Below are 19352 nucleotides of genomic sequence, written 5' to 3' on the forward strand. Positions count from 1 at the left end.
CTCTAATCGACGGTGGAGGAAAAATCCCGTGGCAGGTCAGGACCACTATGATGGCGAATACATCGCCGTGGTACAGGACAAGACCAAGGAGCGCCTTTGGGTCTATTGCCCTCAGGGCCTGCGAGACTATCTCGACACGCTGCCAAAGCGCGGCGCCTACATGCTGCCGAAGAACCTAACTGAACCACTGGGCTACCAGGCAATCGAGCGGCGTTTTCGTACGGTGCGTAAGACGGCCGGCAAGGCCTGTGACGGTCTGGTAATGCATGGCTGGCGTTACACTGCGGCCGTCGCACTTGCTGAGGCTGGTTGCAGTGATGCGGAAATACAGGCAGTCACCGGCCACAGGACGCTTGTGATGGTCCAGAAGTATCGCCGCCGGGCCGCACAGAAGCAGCTGAGCAAGCAGGCACAGCAGCGACGGGACCGCATTTCTAGCACTCCCCACGAGTGACACTTTCGGCCCATAGCCGGCTTCCAAGGGAAGCAGGTCACTATCAGAGGAGTGAGTTGCAGGGTGCGCCGCTAAGGGCGAGCTCAGCCAGGTCGGGAAAAATCATGTTCGTAAGCGTCTCGGGCCAAGAACCGGCTGTAGGCGCTCAGCAGCGAGATCGCCAGCGGATCGCGAATCCGACCACGCCGACGGATCGGGTAGCTGTAGGCGCCTGCGTCGTATGTTCCATACTTGGCAAAGCTCTTCTTGGGCGAAGCCCTCGGGATTACCGCGCGCGCTATGAGGGCAGCGACCTCGTCATTGTGCTTCTCCCGCGCTGATTCGATTTGCTTGCTCACACTCCGGAAGTGCTTCCGAAGCTCTTTGTCCCGTTTCTCCCAAGCCTTACTGTGAAGGCTAAGGCTAGGGTCAGCAGCAGCGCTGAGCTGGCAATGGCCGTCCTCATTTAGAACAGCCAGGTCGAGGACGTGTAGATTGGCCGGTGTCGCATCGGCCAACTGGACAATGGCCGATTGCGCACCGTAATGGTCATAGTGATCAAGCGAGAAGTGCAGGCCTTCCTTTATCTTGGGATCTGCGCCCAGTTCCCGTCTGCGCAATGGCGCCAACACTGCAACTTTGAAGTTGTTTTCCCGCACCCGCTCTCCATTGCTGCGGACCATCAGGTCGCACGGTTGGGCAATCAGCACCCACAACTTGAGATCTTCCCCTTCGCCGATCTCGAACACATCACCGTTGCGGAGCGGTTCGTTATAACTATTGACCAGCTCGTCACTCTCATAGAGTTCCTCCCTGCGCAGCCTGTGCAGCCGCTCCTGCGAACTGGCGGAAAGCTCGCGGCCGATGTCGGCGATGTCCTTGGCGGTTTTGGTAGCCGCGGAGAATCTTTCAAATTCTGGGTGTTGAAGAATCTGAGCCTTCACTTTGTCCTTCTGAATGATCCCGTAGACACGGATCAAAGTCTCCAGCTCCGATACGCCCTCCGTCTCCGATGACTTGACGATCATGTGCTCAAAGTCGATGGGATCGAGGTCCGAAAACTGCTCAAGGGCGTCTGCCAGAGCCTTTTCGAAGGCATCGGCTGCTAGGCTCTTCATCGTCTGACTGTAGATGTTGATGAGGGTCCGATAGACGGCGCCGTAAAATTCCGGCGCATCGCCCAAAGTGGTCTTGGCAATCGGCATGAAAAAGCGAAGGTCCAGCTTCTCGGACTTCGCAAGCTCACGCCAAGAGGCGACCTCCGAGCCCTTTTGGACGGTGTGGGTAAGCATGCCGCAGAACCACCGCGTGCCGAACCCGGCCTGTTCCTTCTCGGACATGTCGCGAATGATGTCCGAACCCTTCTTGAAGCCGAGGTCCGCATCATCGACCTCCAGTTCCTGGTCGAACAGGAAGAGCGTCCGATGCTCCTCCGTACACTCTGCGATCAAGGCCGCCCGCTGCTCATGCCAGGCCTGCGGCGTCAACAGTTGCGCTATCGTTTCGTCCGGCAGGTGGTCTTGAAGCAGCCCCAAAGCCTCGCGCTCCGCCGCGTCCTCGCTTTGGGAAGAGAGCACTTCGCGAAGTTCCGCCTGCTTATCGCCATCCAGTTCCGCCAGCCGGGCCGCCAGCTGCTCCGGCAAAGCACCATTATCTATTTCAAGGGTGACACCGGCGAAGAACGGCGCTAGCGCCTCGCTCGCTTCAGGCTTCGCCACCAAGACCTTGAAGACTGCACCGACGTCGGTCTCAAGCGCCGCTTTGTCATCGACAAAGACAATCTTGGCGATCTTCAGATGATCAAAGAGCTGAGCAAGCTTTGCGCGCGCGTCACCCGACGCCTCAGAGGCAGGTTCTACGACGACGGCGCTGTCCGCCACTGCGGGCTCGGGCGCGTCGGGCGCTGTGGCGGCTTTCATTGCCCTCGGCTTGGAGTCTTCAGCCATCGATGATCCCTGTTAGATCCAATTCGAAGATGTATCTCCGGTCTTGGGTGTTTCGGTCAGTCAGCAGTGCGATGCTGCAGCCCATAGACTCTAGAATTTGGGCGCTAATGAACAGGCCAAGACCCCGCCCTTCGTCCTTCGGCTTCAAGGTGATAAAGGGTTCGAACAGGACGTCCTCGACGGCTGGGTCAACCCCGCCGGCGTTGTCCCAGATGCGAAGCCGAGGCGCAGCGTAGGCAATCGCCAGTTTCGGGCGGAAGGCCTTGTCGCGCGATTGAGCTTCAGCGAGCCAGTACTCGCCGTTCAGAAGAACATTGTCGATGACCTGCGTTAACCGCCCACGACTGGTCTTCACCGCAAAATCGACGCTGCCCGGTTCGATCTCCGTCTCGATGCCGTGGCTGGCCCAGCGATCAGCGAAGTGCTCACGGATTTGATCGATAAGACTGGCGACCTTGAAGCTCTCGATCTTGTCTCGCTGATAGCGCAGCGACGGCGACAGATGGCCGATCTGTCGGCGAAGCGCTGAGGCCGCGGCAGTCACGTCCTGACCCAGGACCAGCAAGTCTGCATTCGGGGGTGACGTTTTGCGCGCGCGGGCGATCGCGGCAGCGGCCTTCTGCATAAGCCGGTCGGTTTGGTTCTGCACCTCGTGTGACAGGGCTTCAGCCAGGAGGCCAAGGCCGGCCAATTCGGAAAAGTCTTGGAGCTGATCGTTCAGCACGTCGAGCCGCGGCGACAAGGTCGCCACGATATCGGCTAGGTTCTTAGCCTCCTCGGCGTAGCCCGCCAGCTGGTCGAACAGCGCTTGAGAGGCTTCAAGGGCCTGATTGGCCTCGGTCAAGAGCTCAGCGAGTTCGCGTTCCGCCGCGCTCGTCAGCAGCGGGGCCTGTTTGATCTTGGTCGTGACTGCCGCGATCTTGGTGCGGGCGGAGGCGGTGCTAGCCTCCAGCGCCTTGGCCGAACGGCTGTATGTTGCCAGTCGGCGGGCCACGACCTCGGCATCAGCGATCGCTTTTCTACCGCCCTCGAAGGGCTTTGAGCGCGCCGGCAGATCGGCCTTGTAAGTGTTGAAATTGCGTCGCGACCATTCGTAGAAGTCGCCTATGACCTCGACGACTTGTAGCATCAACCGCCGGAAGTTGTGCGAATACGCATTGGCGACGAAGCCTTCACGGTCGGTCTTGTCCTTTAGGTTGTTATTGGCTGCTTCGCTAATCGAGACGAAGCCGATGACGTTCTGCGGTCGCAGACCATAATAGGAAGCGCCGCTGGTCTGTTGTGCGCTGAGTCGCAGCCAGTCTTCGCCATTCAGCCCATAGGGTTTGATGGCGAAACCGTCGCGAAAAACCTTGATGCCCGCGTGGAGTTTGACGATCTCGCGCACCTCAGTCGTATTGGCGAGACCACCTAGCTTGGCGCCCTCCTCATCGCGGCGGAACAAGAACTCATCTATCTCGGCATGGAACGGCCCCGGATCGGCGACGACGGGGTCAGAGTCGGCGGCCATGCCCGGGACCATCTCCACCTTGGCCAGGGACGACAACTGCAATCGGTATTTGAATTCAACGAAGTAGTTCGGGTCGTCACTGTAGCTAAAATCCACCGGCGCTTTACGCTTTTTCAGATATTCAAAGAAAGAGCGGCCGTTGTCGCGGGCCAGTAGGTGCTCAAATGAGTCCTGGTCTTGGTTGCCGCGTAGCTTCACGAGCCGGAATCTGCCTGTCAGGTCCATCTCGCCGTCGGCAAAGTCTACGACGAACTTGGCGACGGCCGCGCCGCGCACCTTAGTCGAAACCTGTCCAAGGTCGATCGGCCGGCCGTCAATGCGCAGCGTCACTAGGAATGGCCGGGCCTCGGCGAACGGTGAGATGATCTGAGAGAGGTCAGCGATAAGCCTATTTTCGGCGCCACTCCGCCAGACGCCCGGATTACGCAGGCCGGAAATGACCAGCTTCGTACCCTTCACCCGGCCAGCGGCCGCTGCCTCGATGGTCACCGGGACCTCGCTGAGACTCTTGTCGTCGGTGAAGGCGCTCCAGGCGAAGGCGACGTGCTGGGTCGCAGCTTGGCCGTCCTTGCGCGTATACAACTCAAGGTTCTGCCCCAGCTTCTGGGTGCTCAGCCGCCCCAAGCCCTTGTCACCGAGCGGGGTGCGCCCCTTGGGCGTCACGCCTCCGGCAGCCTTCAAGACTCGTTTGCCAGACAGCGAAATCATCAGCCAGCCGCGCTCGATATCAGCACGGTCCATACCCATGCCGTCATCTTCAATAGTGATATAGCCGACGGCCTTGGGGAACTTGCTTTGGTCGCCAGGCGGCGGATCAACGGTATTGACCACCACGTGGGCGTAATCGGCGTCCGCGTCATATGCGTTCTTGACCAGTTCGACGATGGCGGTGACCTCGTCGGAGACCAACTCGTCGCCCAACTGGCGCACGACCGCAGCACTGATGTTGAAGTGGGGATTGGCCATGCGGCTAGGGCTCACCCTTGCGGACGACGAGGATTTTCTCCTCGCGCATGGTCGCCGAACTGGCATTCCGATCTGGCATACGCTTGTGGTGAATGCGGCGCGTTAGGGTAGTGATCACCTTGCAGTTCAAACCCTCAAGCAACTCGCCCAACACTAAGTCGGTGGGCACCTGTTGGCCGGCGATGCTGCGGTTTCCTACCGTCCAAATCATGTAGCTGTCCAGTTTCATCACCCCCAGAATGCTGTCGAGGCTGGCTCCGAAATCCCGATAGAAGCGGACGAGGCGGCTCCGGCCGTCGTCCGGCTTGGACGGCAGCCCATCGGCGAACCGCTTCAGCCGGGGTGAAGCCTCCAAGAGCTTCGCCTCCTCCCAGGCTCTTTCGCCCGAGGCGCCGCCCAGGCTGCGGCGATCGATCTCCTGTGTCGTGCGCAACATCGCGGTGTCCGCAGTCGCATCGATATCCTGAAAATCGATCCAGTGCAGCGGAAGGTAGGAATGCTGGCCGTAGGTGACGGTCGTCAGATTGTCCCCGTAAGGCGGCGAGGTCATCAGGAGGTCGAATGGGGCGGCGTCGCCCCAGTAGTCTAAGGCCTGGCGCGTATCGCCTACGCGAACGTCGGTTTGACCGACGTACTGGGCCGACTTGATCCAATTGGCGTCGGTGAGCCGACGCCTGAATGTCGAGAAGCTAGACGCATTCGCCCGAGCCAGGTCGCGGAACACCGAGATCGGCGACAGGCTGCGCTTGGCGATCACGTCTGCGGGGCGGGCGTGCAGCTTATAGGTAGAGGTGCGATCATTGCTGGTAAGCCGTACGGTCTCGGCCAGCGTCACCCAGAGGAATCGGCGCATCCAAAGGTCGGTGCACTTGCGGATCGCGCGCCTCAGCCGAGACAGTTCGATCGCCACGTCATGCTGAAACCACTTCTCGCGATTATCCATCGAGGTCTCGATGGTTTGGCGCCGATCCGCTTTGGCCTGGGCGGCGACCTGTTCAGCGACCGCCTCGGCTGTGAACTCCACAGTTCTCGACGTCCTAACTCGGCTGATCAGCACAGCCAGCGGGTTGATGTCATTACCATACACATCCAGCCCGTAGTGCATCCCACTGACTAACGAGGTGCCAGAGCCCATGAAAGGGTCGTAAACCGACTGGATGTCCGGACGTACTTCCAATACGGCGCCCATCAGACGACGCTGAACGATAGGAACCATCATCGCCGGATACTGGAAGATGCTGTGGGCGCTATCGCTGCGATCGCGGTCTTTCGAAGACCAGAAGTCCGGATCGGCGCCCTTGGCCTCCAGCAACCTTAGAAGCTCGGCGTCGATGTCCTGTGCTGTGCGGACGTCAGGCGCAGTAGGAGAGCGTTGAGCTAAGAGGGGCATTAAATGCTCACCATGAGACAGCCGAATTTTCCCGATCTGGTCGGGTGATGAGCGTAATCCCCCGGTATAGTCCTGCCGAAGCCCGCCGGTCGCAACGCCTTGCCGCGTGACGATAACTCGATTGCTTGGCCCTGTGAAGTCTCGATAGTTTCCCGTTCGACACCGTGATGCTTGGAGAACCGAATCCGCAGAACCTGCGGCGCAATCCTGTGCTCCGTCGCTATCGCGTCGACGACAATGTCTGTTGACGATGATGAACCGGCAAGAGTGTCCGCAAGATCTTCGACGGCGGCTGAAATCTGATCTTCGCTTGGTCTCAAGGCCGACACCTAAGCAATACCATCACAGAGCGTCAATTGACGCTTTGACATTATGGATCGTGCTACGGTCTCCGTCGCGCTCGAACGTCTGCTTTCCAAGCGAGGCCCAACTGTCACGCATCTGCCGAGAAGGTCTGGAATCCGCCCAGTTCTGCAATAGATGTCAGGTGCGGCTGAAGTCGGTTTGAAAGTGGAGATTGGCTGCTTCCGGACCTGAGCTGCGGTCAGATCGAAGGTCGGGCATGGGTCGGTCTCGCCCTACTACCCCGCGTTCTTCCCTGCTCGGCCGAACAAGAACGGAACAGGAATGGGGGAAAATGGTGGGGGAAATCAGCCGTGCGGGACCGCCTTTCCGCCAACGAAACTCACCAGAATCATTTGCATTTCAATGTGGTACCCGCGGCCGGATTCGAACCGGCACGCCTTGCGGCTAGGGATTTTAAGTCCCCTGTGTCTACCGTTCCACCACGCGGGCGCGGCGCCACCCTAGAGCGCGAGAGCGGCGCGCGAAACCGCTTTTCGGGGAAACGCGGCACCGAGGCAAGGGGGCGGCGCAAGCGGCGGCGCAAACGGCCGCCTGGCCGGTCAGGCCTTCATGATCAGGCAGGTGGTCGAGCCGGTGGCATAGAGCCTGCCATCGGCAACGCCGCGGATCGTGCCCTCGGCGACGCCGGTCGAGCGGCCGGTATGGCTGACCATGCCGACGGCCTCGATCTCGGTGCCGACCGGCAGGGCGCGGGTGATGTTGATCTTGTATTCCAGCGTCGTGTAGTAGCTGCCCTTCGGCACCATGGTCATCACCGCGCAGGCCATGCAGCTGTCGAGCAGCGTCCCGTACCAGCCGCCATGCACCCCGCCCATCGGGTTGGTGGCGGTGAAGTCCGGCGCGCCGCGGAAGGCGACCCGGCCCGGCTCGACCTCGTGCAGCCGGTAGGTCATCAGCCCGGCGATCGGCGGGCCGGAAATCCGGCCCTCGAGGATGCCGCGCATGAAGTCGAGCCCCGACATCGACAGCAGCTCCTCCCGGTTCGGCAGGTCGTCGGGCTTCGTCGCGAAAAACTGTTCGGTCATGCGCACCTCCTTGTCGGAAGCGCGAGCCTAGGGGCAGGCGGAAAGGGCTGCAACCGGGTCGCGCGCGTGACCCTGCGTCGCAACCCGGACGGCTGCAAGGCCGCCGCTCAGGCGACCTTTTCCAGCGTCACGTCCGGCGTCACGCCCAGCGCGTGGCAGACGTCGCGGGTCAGGTGCGGCCGGTTGAGGGTGTAGAAATGCAGGTCCTCGACCCCCTCGCCGATCAGCGTGTCGCAGAGCTCGGTGCAGATCGCGGTGGCCAGCAGGTCCTCGCGATCGTCGCGCCTGGCGGTCTCGAAGGCGTCGTCGAGCCATTGCGGGATCGCGGCGCCGCAGCGGCCGGCGAACTTCTTCACCCCGTTCCAGTTCTCGATCGGCAGGATGCCGGGGATGATCGGCGCCTCGATGCCTTCCTTCACGCAAGCGTCGCGAAAGCGCAGGAAGGTCTCGGGCTCGAAGAAGAACTGGGTGATGGCGCTGGACGCCCCGGCCTCGATCTTGCGCTTGAGCCAGCGCACGTCGGCCATGCTGTCGGCGGCCTCGGGATGCGGGTCGGGATAGGCGCCGACGCGCAGGGTGAAATCGCCCGTCGCCGCCAGCGCCTCGATCAGCTCGACCGAGTTGGCGAAGCCATCGGGATGGGCAGTGAACCGCTCCTGCCCCTTGGGCGCGTCGCCGCGCAGCGCGACGATCTCCCTGACGCCGGCCTCGGCGTAGGATTTCGCGATCTCCAGCGTCTCGTCGCGGGTCGCCTCGACGCAGGTCAGGTGGGCGGCGACATTGAGGCCGTAATTCTTGCCGATCGTCGTCACCGCCTCATGCGTCAGCTTGCGGGTGGTGCCGCCGGCGCCATAGGTGACCGAGACGAAGCCGGGATTGAGCGGCGCCAGCACCTGCACCGTCTCCCACAGCCGAAAGCTCGCCTCCAGCGACTGGGGCGGGAAGAATTCGAACGAGACGCGCGGCGTGGCCATGATGATCCTCCTGAGATGCTCTCTTGTCGCAAATCGCGGAACGTGAGACAAATTCATAATCCTCAAGATCAATATGAACAACGCGACAAGAAGATGCATCTGGAACTGCGCCATCTCCGCTCGATCCGCGCCATCCACCAGGCCGGCGGCCTTGCCCGCGCGGCCGAGATGATGAACATGACGCAATCGGCTTTGTCCCACCAGATCAAGGGCTTGGAAGAACAGGCCGGGGTCGAGCTCTTCGCCCGCCGGTCCAAGCCCTTGCGGCTGTCGGCGGCCGGCCACCGGCTGCTGCGGCTGGCCGAGAAGGTGCTGCCCGAAATCGACGCGCTGGACGAGGAATTCCGCGCCCTGCGCTCGGGCAAGACCGGGCGGCTGCACATCGCCATCGAGTGCCACGCCTGTTTCCAGTGGCTGTTCCCGGTGCTCGAGGTCTTCCGCCATGCCTGGCCCGACGTCGATGTCGACATCCGGCCGCGGCTGGCCTTCGACGCCCTGCCGGCGCTGGTGCGCGAGGAGGTCGACCTGGTGATCTCGTCCGACCCCGAGGATCTGCCCGGCGTCACCTTCCACCCGCTCTTCGACTACGCCCCGGTCTTCGTCGCCTCGGCCCAGAACCCGCTGGCCGAAAAGCCCTATATCGAGGCCGCTGACTTCCGCGACCAGGTGCTGATCACCTACCCGATGGACCGCGGCCGGCTCGACATCTTCTCCGAGCTGCTGATCCCGGCCAAGGTCGAGCCGCGGGCGGTGCGGCAGGTCGAATTGACCGAGGTGATCCTGATGCTGGTGGCCTCGAACCGCGGCGTCTCGGTGCTGCCCGACTGGGTGGTGCGCGAGGTCAAGTATCACTCCGACTACGTCACCCGGCCGGTCACCGAACAGGGCCTGACCAAGCGGCTCTACGCCGCCACCCGCGACGAGGACGCGACGCGGCCCTTCATGGCCCATTTCCTGCGCCTTGCCCGCACCGAGCCGGTCAAGCTGCAACGGCAGTAGGGCGGCGCGCGCCGCTCTCTGCCCGCGTGCCCGGCACTGGGGTCACTCAACTGCGGCCGCTCAAAGGCTCGGAGGATCGCGCCCGGCCCCGAGGGTGGGCGCAATCGCGCCCGCAATGGGGGGCGGGGTCGGGCGCGATCCGGGGCTGAAGCCCCGGAAAGCCGGATGGTCGGCAGGCTGCATGATCTGCATGGCGGACAGCCTTCCCCTCCAAGCTATCGCCCCCTTCCCTTCCGTCCCCTTTGCGCCTATACGGCCCCGGTTACCAAGGAGCCCCCCGATGCAAGGCAGCGCCAATCTCAACCTGATGATCAAGGCCGCGCGCAAGGCCGGCCGCAGTCTGGTCAAGGACTTCCGCGAGGTCGAGAACCTGCAGGTCTCGTCCAAGGGGGCGGGCGATTTCGTCTCCCGCGCCGATATCGCGGCCGAGAAGATCATCCATGACGAGTTGATGGCCGCCCGCCCGACCTATGGCTGGGTCGGCGAGGAAAGCGCCCCGGTCGAAGGCAAGGACCCGACCCGGCGCTGGATCGTCGATCCGCTCGACGGCACCACCAACTTCCTGCACGGGTTGCCGCACTGGGCGGTGTCGATCGCGCTCGAGCACAAGGGCGAGATCGTCGCCGGCGTCATCTTCGACGCCGCCAAGGACGAGCTCTACTGGGCCGAGAAGGGCGCCGGCGCCTGGATGAACGACCAGCGGCTGCGGGTCTCGGGCCGGCGCTCGATGATCGAATGCATCTTCGCCACCGGCGTGCCCTTCGGCGGCCGCGGCACCCTGCCCGCCACCTTGCAGGATCTCGCCCGGCTGATGCCGGCCTGCGCCGGCGTCCGGCGCTGGGGCTCGGCCGCGCTCGACCTCGCCTATGTCGCCGCCGGCCGCTACGACGGCTACTGGGAGCGCGGCCTGAACAGCTGGGACATCGCCGCCGGCCTGCTGCTGGTGCGCGAGGCCGGCGGCCTGGTGGGGCCGATCCGCGAAGGCCAGGATATCCTCGAGAAGGGCGCCGTGCTGGTCGCCAACGACCAGATCTTCGCCCCCTTCGCCAAGATCATCCGCGACGAATAAGCCGCGCCACCGCGCCGCTTGCCTCCGGTGGGGATGTTTTCCCCTCGGAACGGCCGGCAGCGTCTTCCCAACTTTCTGCTCGCAAATATCCTCGGGGAGCGCGAGGGGCAAACGGCCCCTCGCCCGCGCGACGCGTGCCAAGCGCGGCGCCCCCCGATCAGCGCCGCTTGCGCACCACCGGGATCCGGCTTTTCGACAGCTCGTATTCCGCCTGCGGATGTGGCGGCCGGCCATGGGTCCGGCGCCAGTAGCCGATGCCGCCGCGCCGCAGCCAGATCGGCAGGGTCATCGCCAGCCCGGCGGCGAAACCGCCGACATGGGCCAGGTAGGCGACGCCGCCGCCATCCGCCGTCACCGCCAGGCTGCTGAAGACCTGCAGCCCGATCCACACCCCCAGCACGATCCAGGCCGGCAGGATGACGACTCGGAAGAAGATGATGAAGATCAGCAGCACGTCGACCCGGGCGCGCGGGAACAGCATCAAATAACCGCCCATCACCCCGGCGATCGCCCCCGAGGCGCCGACCATCGGGATGCGCGAGCCCGGGTCGCCGGCGATCTGCAGCAGCGCCGCCGCCAGCCCGGCCACCAGGTAGAAGCCGAGAAAGCCGGCATGGCCCAGCCCGTCCTCCATGTTGTCGCCGAAGATCCACAGGAACAGCATGTTGCCCAGCAGGTGCATCCAGCCGCCATGGATGAACATCGAGGTCAGGATCGTTTCCCAGCCATAACCCGACGTCACCCGGGCCGGGATCATCGCCCAGGCGTTGAAGAAGCGGTAGGCCTCGAGCTGGCTGGTGATGAAGGGCCATGTGCTGAGGAAGACCACGACATTGATCGCGATCAGCGCATAGGTGACATAGGGCGTCCGGCCCGAGGGGTTGTGATCGCGGATCGGGAACATGGGGATACGCTTCCCGATCCGCGGCCCACCGTCAAGCGGACATCGTCAAGCCGCCGCGCTCAGGCCGCCACCGCCGCCAGCAGCTGGGCGTTGCCGCCCGAGGCGGTGGTGTCGATGCAGACATGGCGCTCCAGCAGCACCCGCCCGGCATCCGGCATCTCCGTGACCAGCGGCAGGATCGCCCCGTCGCGCGCCGCCAGGGCCCGCGCGTAGTCCCGCGCCATCTCGACCTCGCCCCACCATAGAGCAGACGAGAACTCGTCGAGCCCGGTCAGCCAGTCGGGCGCCACCGTGCCCGCCGCCGCCACCGCGATGCCGCCGGCGGCCTCGACCGCCGTGACCTGTGCCGCCGCCGTGTCCGGCCCCGGGCCGAGGCAGAGCACCGGCGCCCGCGGCAGCAGCGACAGCCGGTTCGACTCGCCGGTCGGTCCCGGCAGGTCGATCACCCGCCGCGCCTCGGCCGGCACCCGGACCGCCCGCAGCTCGCCCTGCAGCCGGGCGCGCTCGTCATCGCCCTCCCAGCGGCCGCCCGCGGGCGTCTCGCCCTTGGTGAAGCGGGCCAGGTATTCCGGCCCGCCGGCCTTGGGCCCGGTGCCCGACAGGCCCTCGCCGCCGAAGGGCTGGCTGCCGACCACGGCGCCGATCTGGTTGCGGTTGACATAGGTGTTGCCGACCTTGATCTGCTCGACCACCTGCTGGACGCGGTCGTCGATCCGGCTGTGCAGCCCGAAGGTCAGGCCGTAGCCGGTGGCGTTGATATCGGCGATCACCTTGTCGATCTCGTGCGCCTTGAAGGTGGCGAGGTGGAGGACGGGGCCGAAGACCTCGCGCTCGAGATCGGCGATGCCGGTCACCTTGAGCACCAGGGGGGCGATGAAATGGCCCTCGTTCGGCGCCCGCAGCTCCTTCAGCACCCGGCCCTCGGTCCGCGCCCGGGCGACATACTCCGCGATGCCCTGCCGGGCCTCGGCGTCGATCACCGGCCCGACATCGGTGGCCAGGTCCCAGGGATCGCCCAGCGCCAGCTCCTCCATCGCGCCGAACAGCATCGTCTGCACGGTCTCGGCGACGTCCTGCTGGACATAGAGGCAGCGCAGGGCCGAGCAACGCTGGCCCGCCGACTGGAAGGCACTGGCGAGGATGTCGCGCACCGCCTGTTCCGGCAGCGCCGTCGAGTCGACGATCATCGCGTTGAGTCCGCCGGTTTCGGCGATCAGCGGCGCGGCGGGATCGAGATTGTCGGCCATCGCCCACCGGATCGCCTGCGCCGTCTCGGTCGAGCCGGTGAAGGCGACACCGGCGACGCGCGGGTCCGAGGTCAGCGCCGCGCCGACGGTCGGGCCGTCGCCGGGCAGCAGCTGCAACGCCGTCTCCGGCACCCCGGCCTGGTGCAGCAGCCGCACCGCGAGGGCGGCGATCAGCGGCGTCTGCTCGGCCGGCTTGGCCAGCACGCCGTTGCCGGCGGCCAGCGCGGCCGAGATCTGGCCGGTGAAGATCGCCAGCGGGAAGTTCCACGGGCTGATGCAGGCGAAGACGCCGCGCGCCGGGGCGGTCAGCCCGGCGGCGCCATCGGCATAGTAGCGCAGGAAATCGCAGGCCTCGCGCAGCTCGCCCACCGCGTCGAGCTGCGACTTGCCCGCCTCGCGCGCCAGGATGGCGAAGGCGGGGCCGAACTCGGCCTCGTAGAGCTCCGCCGCCTTGCGCAGCACCTTCGCCCGTTCCTCGGCCGGGGCGTCCCAGGGCCGCGCCGCCGCCAGCGCCGTCTCGACATCCTCGGCCGCGGCATGCACCACCCTGCCGACCACGTCTTCCGGCCGCGCCGGATTGACCGCCGTCAGCGGCGCGGCGCCGACCACCGGCCCGGCGATCATCGGCGCCGCATGGAAGACCTCCGAGCGCCACGGTGCGCGCGCCGCCTCGATCCCCTCCAGATCGCCGCTATCGGTGATGTCCCAGCCACGCGAATTGCCGCGGGCACCGAACAGCTCGGGCCCGGTGCGGATCGCCGGATTGGCAACCTCGGGCAGCAGCGGCTCGACGGCGGCGAAGGGACAGGCGGCCACTTTCTCCGGCGGCACCTCCTCGTCGACGATCTGGTTGACGAAGGAGCTGTTGGCGCCGTTCTCCAGCAGCCGCCGCACCAGATAGGCCAGCAGGTCGCGATGGGCGCCGACCGGGGCGTAGATGCGGCAGCGGGTGCCCATGTCGCTGTGGACGATATCGTGCAGACGCTCGCCCATGCCGTGCAGGCGCTGGAACTCGTAGGCGTCGCGGTCGCGCCCCATCTCGAGGATCGCGGCCACGGTATGGGCGTTGTGGGTGGCGAATTGCGGGTAGATGCGGTCGGTCATGCCCAGCAGCTTGCGCGCATTGGCGATATAGCTGACATCGGTCGCGGCCTTGCGGGTGAAGACCGGGAAGCTTTCCAGCCCCAGCACCTGCGCCCGCTTGATCTCGGTATCCCAATAGGCGCCCTTGACCAGCCGGACCATGATCCGGCGGTCGAGCCTTTGGGCCAGCGCGTAGAGCCAGTCGAGCGCCGGCCCGGCGCGGCGGCCATAGGCCTGGACGACGACGCCGAAGCCGTCCCAGCCGGCGAGTTCGGGATCGGCCAGCACCGCCGCGATCACCTCGAGCGAAATCTCAAGCCGGTCAGCCTCTTCCGCGTCGATGTTGAAGCCCAGCCCGTGCTGTGCCGCCAGCCGCGCCAGCTCCTGCACGCGCGGCACCAGCTCTTCCATCACCCGCGCCCGCTTGGCGAGCTCGTAGCGCGGGTGCAGCGCCGAGAGCTTGACCGAGATGCCCGGATTGACCCGCACGTCCTTGCCCTTGGCGGCCCGGGCGATGGCCTTGATCGCATCGCCATAGGCCTTGTGGTAGCGCAGCGCGTCGGCGCCGGTCCGCGCCGCCTCGCCCAGCATGTCGTAGCTGTAGGAATAGCCCTTGGCCTCCATCCCGGCGGCCCGGTCCATCGCCGAAGAGATCGACTCGCCCAGCACGAATTGCCGCCCCATCTCCTTCATCGCCCGGCCGACCGCGGTGCGGATGACGGGCTCGCCCAGCCGCTTGACGGCAGCGCGCAAGTGGCCGGCGATGCCCGGCTCGCGCTCTTCCAGCACCTTGCCGGTCAGCATCAGCGCCCAGGTCGAGGCGTTGACCAGCGACGAGGCCGAATGGCCCAGGTGCCGACCCCAGTCGCTGGGCGCGATCTTGTCCTCGATCAGCGCGTCCACCGTCTCGGCATCCGGAACCCGCAACAGCGCCTCGGCGAGGCACATCAGGGCGATGCCCTCCTCGGTCGACAGCCCGTATTCGGCCAGGAACACCTCCATCAGCCCCGGCCGCGCGCTGGCGCGGATGCGGCGGACCAGGTCGGCACCGGCGGCGCTGATCCGGGACCGGGCGGCGGCGTCGAGCCCGGCCTGGTCGATCAGCCGGGCCAGCAGCGGCCCTTCCGGGGTCAGCGGATCGGCGCGGAACGGGGCGATGTCGAGGGCGGAAAGGGGTGCGGCAGTAAGGGGCATGGCACGGGTCTCCTGTTTGATCTAGAATATCGCCAAACGGCAAGCCATATGTCCCGATTGTTCGCCCATCTTTGGCCGAACGAACCGCAATTGAGGAATAATGCGATGCAATCCGCCCCCGCAGAGCTCGACCGCTTCGATCGCGCGATTCTGCGCGAACTGGCCACCGACGGCCGGGTTAGCGCCACCGAGCTCGCCCGTCGCATCGGCCTGTCGAAATCGCCGACCCAGGCGCGGCTGAAGCGGCTGGAGGAAAGCGGCGTCATCACCGGCTACCGCGCCCTGCTCGACCCGATCAAGATGGGGCTGTCGCATGTCGCCTTCGTCGAGGTGCGGCTGTCCGATACCCGCGAGGCGGCGCTGCAGGCCTTCAACAAGGCGGCGCGGGCGATCCCCGAGATCGAGCAGTGCCACATGATCGCCGGCAGCTTCGACTACCTGCTGAAGATCCGCACCGGCGACATCCACGATTACCGCAAGGTGCTGGCCGAGAAGCTGTCCGGCCTGCCCCATGTCGCTGCCACCTCGACCCATGTCGCGATGGAGGCGGTGAAGGAAGGGCCGCTCTAGGGCGCAGGGCCGGCAAAGCCGGGGGCCAGCCCCCGCTCCCCCCGGGATACTTGCGCCCGGAAGAAGGGGGGAATGACCTCTTCTGCCTTTCACCTTTGCGAAAATACTCCGGGGGAGTCGCCTCTGGCGACGGGGGCAGCGCCCCCGGCCACGCCGGGCCCTGCAAGCCTCCTCACACCGCCTTGTCCCGGGCCGGGAGCTGCAGGTCCGAGACCAGCCGCGCCGGGTGGCGCTTGGCGACCCAGTCGCGGGCGCTGGGATGGATCGACTCGCTTGGATCGCGGCCGACGACACGGCGGCTGCGGATCAGGAACAGCTTGCCCAGCCCATACCAGGTGCCGATCATCGGCGCCTCGGAATCGCCGGGGAAGCGCGCCCGCCAGCCCACCGGCAGCGGCAGGCCGCAGCCGGCCGCCTTGTCCAGCATCCAGACCAGCGGGATGTTGGCCAACGGCCGGGCGGGCTCGTAATCGCCCAGCATGCCGCCGACATCGCCATGGCTGCCGCGGAACCAGACCTGCTCGACCCGGCCGTTGAAATCCTCGGGGCTGGTCCACATCACCGGGGCGAAGGCGTCGCGGGTCTCGTCCAGCGCCAGCGCGTGGAAGCCGCGGCGGATGGCCGGCCCCAGATCGTGGTTATGGAAGGCGTGATGGGATTCGGTCAGGCGCCACAGCACCGGCAGGCGCAGCCCGAGCGACTTCACCGTGTCCCAGACCCCGACCATCTCGATCGCCACCTCGTCGTGGCAGTAGAGCCGGACGAAGGCTCGGGCGGCATCGCGGTCGCGCGGCATCTGGTAATGGCGATAGGCGGTGCGGACGTTGCGCACGGTGGCATGCTCGGCCCGCAACAGCCCGACCCGGTCGATCACCCCGGCCAGCGAGCGCACGGCATAGGCGCCGCGCGAGAAGCCGAACAGGAAGATGCGGTCGCCGGGATGGTAGCGCGAGGCGAGGAAGCCGTAGGCGCGGCGGATCTGGCGGTTGATGCCGCGGCCCGAGATCACGTCGCGCGCATGGTGCCAGTTGTGCCACTGGATGCCCGGCTCGTAATAGACCGAGAGCCGGGCCGAGGGCGTCATCTCGCGCAGCAGCCGGTAGGTCAGGCCGGCATGGGTCTCCTGCCCCGGTTCGAGCGAGGACAGGGTGCCGTCAAGGATGATGACATGGTCGACCGGCCCCCGTTCGGCATGGGGCTCGGGCGAATGGGTCTCGGCCCGCCGGGGCCAGACCCAGCGCCTTATGCGGTCACGAAGCCGCACCGGCCTCCCCTGTGTCTTCCGCCGCCGCATCGCGCAGCCAGCCCCAGACCCGTTCCGGCGTCAGCGGCATGTCGACGGCCCGCACCCCGCGCGCGCAGAGGGCGTCGAGCGCGGCATTGGTGACGGCGGCCAGCGCGCCGACCGTGCCGGCCTCGCCGCAGCCCTTCATTCCCAACGGGTTGGTCGTCGAGGGCACCGGTTCGGTGGTGAAGCGGATCATCGGCATAGTGTCGGCCCGCGGCATGGCGTAGTCCATGAACGTCGCCGTGAGCAGCTGGCCGGCCTCGTCGAAGACCACCCGCTCGGTCACCGCCTGGCCCAGGCCCTGGGCGACGCCGCCATGAACCTGGCCCTGGGCCAGCATCGGGTGCATCAGGTTGCCGAAATCGTCGGTCACGGTGTAGCGCACCACCTCGAGCGCGCCGGTCTCCGGGTCGATCTCGACCTCGGCGACATGGCCGCCATTGGGATAGGAGCGGCCCTCGAGCTTGGTCCGCTCCTCGTGGCGCAGCAGCTCGGTCCGGCCCTGTTCCCGCGCCAGGTCGGCGGCCTCGACCAGAGTCATGGTCCGGTTCGAGCCCGGGGCGCGAAAAGCGCCGTCGTCGAACTCCGGCTTCGCCCCCATCTCGTCCTCGAGGAAATCGGCGAAGGCGGCGACCATCTTGTCGACCGTCGCCAGCGTCGCCGCCGACTGCACGGTGACCGAGCGCGAACCACCGGTGCCGCCGCCCCGAGCGATGCGATCGCTGTCGCCCTGGATCACCTTGATCTGTTCGATCGGGATGCCGGTCCGATCCGACAGGAACTGGGCATAGACGGTCTCGTGCCCCTGCCCGTTCGACTGCGTCCCGACATACAGGTTCACCGTGCCGTCCTCGTTGAACTCGACCGTCGCGCCCTCGGACGGATCGCCGAGGATCGCCTCGATATAGTAGCACAGCCCGAGCCCGCGCAGCTTGCCTGCCTTCTCGCTTTCCGCGCGACGTGTGGCAAATCCGGCAACATCGGCCTCCTGCTCGAGCCGGCCCAGCACGCGGGGGAAATCACCGACGTCATAGGTCTCGCCCGAGGCGGACTTGTAGGGGAAGGCGGCGGGCGGGATGAAGTTGCGCCGGCGCAGCTCGAACGGGTCGAGGCCGAGCTCGCGCGCCGCCATGTCCATGGTGCGTTCCAGCGTGTAGATCGCCTCGGGCCGGCCGGCGCCGCGATAGGCGTCGACCTGGGTGGTGTTGGTGTAGATGCCGCGCGCCCGGACATCGACGCATTGCACGTCATAGGTGCCCGTCAGCACCCGCGAAGAGATCGAGGACTGGATCGCCTGGCCGAAGACCGAGTTGTAGGCGCCCAGGTTCGAGACGATGTCGACCCGGTAGGCGGTGATCCTGTAGTCGTCGTCGAGGGCCAGCTCGGCGGTCGAGACCAGGTCGCGGCCGCCATTGTCCGACAGCATCGCCTCGGTCCGGTCGGCGATCCAGCGCACCGGCTTGTTCAAGGCCCGGGCGACATGGGCGAGGACGAAATACTCCGGGTAGGGCCCGGTCTTCATGCCGAAGCCGCCGCCGACATCCGGGGTGGTGATCTGGACCTGCTCGGCCTCCAGCCCCAGCGCCTTGGCGATCCAGCCCTTCATGTTCCACACGCCCTGGCCGCCGAAGGCCAGGTGCAGGCGCGCGCCGTCCCACTCGGCGAAGGCGCCACGCGGCTCCATCGAGCCCACCATGATCCGGTTGTCCTCGAGCCGCAGCTTGACCCGGTGGGCGGCCCTGGCAAAGGCCGCCTCGGCCGCCGCGGCATCGCCCAGCCGCCAGTCATAGGCGACGTTTTCGGGCGCCTCGGCATGGATCTCCGGCCCGCCCGGCGCCACCTCCATGTGCACCGGCAGTTCCTCGAGGTCGAAGCCAATCGCCTCGGCCGCGTCCCTGGCCTGGTCCATGGTCTCGGCGATCACCGCCGCGAAGGGCTCGCCGACATAGCGCACCCGGCCCTGCGCCAGCACCGGCCGCAGCGGCGCGGCGGCGTCGCTGCCATCGGCGTTCTTGACCGTGATATAGGGGATCGCCAGGTCGACCCCGGCGGCGACGAGGTCCTCGGCCCCCAGCACCATGTGGACGCCCGGCATCTCGCGCGCGTCGTCGAGGTCGAGCGCGGCGATCTCGGCATGGGCGACCGGGCTGCGCAGGAAATAGGCATGAAGCGCGCCCGCGGGCGCCACGTCATCGACATAATGCCCCCCGCCGGTCAGAAACCGGATGTCTTCCAGTCGCTTGATCGACTGGCTTTCGCCAAATCTGCTCATCTTCGCCCTCGCGGAAATCCTGTTCCGGGCGGAGACTAACCCGCGCGGCGCCGGTGTCCAGAGGGCGCGGCGGCGCGCGGGGCAGGATCGCGGGGCGGGATCGGCCGTCCTCGGGC

General features: G+C 66.1%; 13 protein-coding genes and 1 tRNA gene. 4 read left to right on the forward strand and 10 right to left on the reverse strand.

Annotation, left to right across the window (positions count from 1 at the left end):
* A partial coding sequence (locus ACFOES_RS00965) for a tyrosine-type recombinase/integrase (protein WP_377831008.1) occupies positions 1 to 454 on the forward strand: 454 nt, incomplete at its 5' end.
* An 83-nt stretch (positions 455 to 537) separates the two neighbouring features.
* Here ACFOES_RS00965 and ACFOES_RS00970 read toward each other — a convergent pair.
* The 6 genes from ACFOES_RS00970 to metF all read right to left on the reverse strand — a co-directional run bounded on the left by ACFOES_RS00970 (position 538) and on the right by metF (position 8610).
* Positions 538 to 2379, reverse strand: a complete 1842-nt coding sequence (locus ACFOES_RS00970; protein WP_377831010.1) for a hypothetical protein — start codon at positions 2377 to 2379, stop codon at positions 538 to 540.
* Positions 2372 to 4855: an ATP-binding protein gene (locus ACFOES_RS00975; protein WP_377831012.1), complete on the reverse strand. Its 2484-nt coding sequence runs from the start codon at positions 4853 to 4855 to the stop codon at positions 2372 to 2374. Before ACFOES_RS00975 ends, ACFOES_RS00970 begins: the two co-directional genes overlap by 8 nt.
* A 4-nt stretch (positions 4856 to 4859) precedes the next feature.
* Entirely contained in the window at positions 4860 to 6167 is a 1308-nt protein-coding gene (locus tag ACFOES_RS00980) for a hypothetical protein (protein ID WP_377831014.1), read from the reverse strand.
* Between the two features lie 789 nt (positions 6168 to 6956).
* A tRNA-Leu gene (locus ACFOES_RS00985) sits at positions 6957 to 7040 on the reverse strand.
* A 110-nt stretch (positions 7041 to 7150) separates the two neighbouring features.
* Positions 7151 to 7636, reverse strand: coding sequence for a PaaI family thioesterase (locus tag ACFOES_RS00990; protein ID WP_377831016.1), 486 nt, complete (start codon positions 7634 to 7636; stop codon positions 7151 to 7153).
* A gap of 107 nt (positions 7637 to 7743) precedes the next feature.
* A complete protein-coding gene (gene metF / locus ACFOES_RS00995) occupies positions 7744 to 8610 on the reverse strand; it encodes a methylenetetrahydrofolate reductase [NAD(P)H] (RefSeq protein ID WP_377831018.1) in 867 nt (288 codons plus the stop codon).
* A 93-nt stretch (positions 8611 to 8703) separates the two neighbouring features.
* On the opposite strand from metF, the gene ACFOES_RS01000 reads away from it, so the two are divergent.
* A complete protein-coding gene (locus tag ACFOES_RS01000) occupies positions 8704 to 9609 on the forward strand; it encodes a LysR family transcriptional regulator (protein WP_377831021.1) in 906 nt (301 codons plus the stop codon).
* 280 nt (positions 9610 to 9889) lie between these two features.
* Positions 9890 to 10678 carry an inositol monophosphatase family protein gene (locus tag ACFOES_RS01005; protein ID WP_377831023.1) on the forward strand — a complete coding sequence of 263 codons (789 nt, stop codon included), beginning with the start codon at positions 9890 to 9892 and terminating at the stop codon, positions 10676 to 10678.
* Between the two features lie 157 nt (positions 10679 to 10835).
* On the opposite strand, the gene ACFOES_RS01010 is transcribed toward ACFOES_RS01005, so the two are convergent.
* Complete coding sequence (locus ACFOES_RS01010) at positions 10836 to 11582, reverse strand: rhomboid family intramembrane serine protease (protein ID WP_377831027.1); 747 nt, start codon at positions 11580 to 11582, stop codon at positions 10836 to 10838.
* Positions 11583 to 11641: 59 nt separating this feature from the next.
* Complete coding sequence (gene putA, locus ACFOES_RS01015) at positions 11642 to 15106, reverse strand: bifunctional proline dehydrogenase/L-glutamate gamma-semialdehyde dehydrogenase PutA (protein ID WP_377831029.1); 3465 nt, start codon at positions 15104 to 15106, stop codon at positions 11642 to 11644.
* Positions 15107 to 15211: 105 nt separating this feature from the next.
* Here putA and ACFOES_RS01020 point away from each other — a divergent pair, with 105 nt between their 5' ends.
* A complete protein-coding gene (locus ACFOES_RS01020) occupies positions 15212 to 15676 on the forward strand; it encodes an Lrp/AsnC family transcriptional regulator (protein WP_377831034.1) in 465 nt (154 codons plus the stop codon).
* Positions 15677 to 15848: 172 nt separating this feature from the next.
* Here ACFOES_RS01020 and ACFOES_RS01025 read toward each other — a convergent pair whose 3' ends face one another.
* Together ACFOES_RS01025 and ACFOES_RS01030 are read right to left on the reverse strand one after the other, a co-directional pair.
* Positions 15849 to 16970 carry a DUF2235 domain-containing protein gene (locus tag ACFOES_RS01025; protein WP_377831039.1) on the reverse strand — a complete coding sequence of 374 codons (1122 nt, stop codon included), beginning with the start codon at positions 16968 to 16970 and terminating at the stop codon, positions 15849 to 15851.
* Entirely contained in the window at positions 16927 to 19236 is a 2310-nt protein-coding gene (locus ACFOES_RS01030; protein WP_377831043.1) for a xanthine dehydrogenase family protein molybdopterin-binding subunit, read from the reverse strand. Before ACFOES_RS01030 ends, ACFOES_RS01025 begins: the two co-directional genes overlap by 44 nt.
* Positions 19237 to 19352: the final 116 nt, after the last annotated feature.

Source organism: Acidimangrovimonas pyrenivorans (genome assembly GCF_042643245.1).
GTDB classification, from domain to species: domain Bacteria; phylum Pseudomonadota; class Alphaproteobacteria; order Rhodobacterales; family Rhodobacteraceae; genus Acidimangrovimonas; species Acidimangrovimonas pyrenivorans.

Bases quoted from the DNA above. Each gene is read 5' to 3' on its own strand.
- putA (WP_377831029.1), bottom strand. From the start codon at position 15,106: ATGCCCCTTACTGCCGCACCCCTTTCCGCCCTCGACATCGCCCCGTTC.
- ACFOES_RS01005 (WP_377831023.1), top strand. From the start codon at position 9,890: ATGCAAGGCAGCGCCAATCTCAACCTGATGATCAAGGCCGCGCGCAAG.
- ACFOES_RS01030 (WP_377831043.1), bottom strand. From the start codon at position 19,236: ATGAGCAGATTTGGCGAAAGCCAGTCGATCAAGCGACTGGAAGACATC.
- ACFOES_RS01010 (WP_377831027.1), bottom strand. From the start codon at position 11,582: ATGTTCCCGATCCGCGATCACAACCCCTCGGGCCGGACGCCCTATGTC.
- ACFOES_RS01025 (WP_377831039.1), bottom strand. From the start codon at position 16,970: ATGCGGCGGCGGAAGACACAGGGGAGGCCGGTGCGGCTTCGTGACCGC.
- ACFOES_RS00975 (WP_377831012.1), bottom strand. From the start codon at position 4,855: ATGGCCAATCCCCACTTCAACATCAGTGCTGCGGTCGTGCGCCAGTTG.
- ACFOES_RS01020 (WP_377831034.1), top strand. From the start codon at position 15,212: ATGCAATCCGCCCCCGCAGAGCTCGACCGCTTCGATCGCGCGATTCTG.
- ACFOES_RS00990 (WP_377831016.1), bottom strand. From the start codon at position 7,636: ATGACCGAACAGTTTTTCGCGACGAAGCCCGACGACCTGCCGAACCGG.
- metF (WP_377831018.1), bottom strand. From the start codon at position 8,610: ATGGCCACGCCGCGCGTCTCGTTCGAATTCTTCCCGCCCCAGTCGCTG.
- ACFOES_RS01000 (WP_377831021.1), top strand. From the start codon at position 8,704: ATGCATCTGGAACTGCGCCATCTCCGCTCGATCCGCGCCATCCACCAG.
- ACFOES_RS00970 (WP_377831010.1), bottom strand. From the start codon at position 2,379: ATGGCTGAAGACTCCAAGCCGAGGGCAATGAAAGCCGCCACAGCGCCC.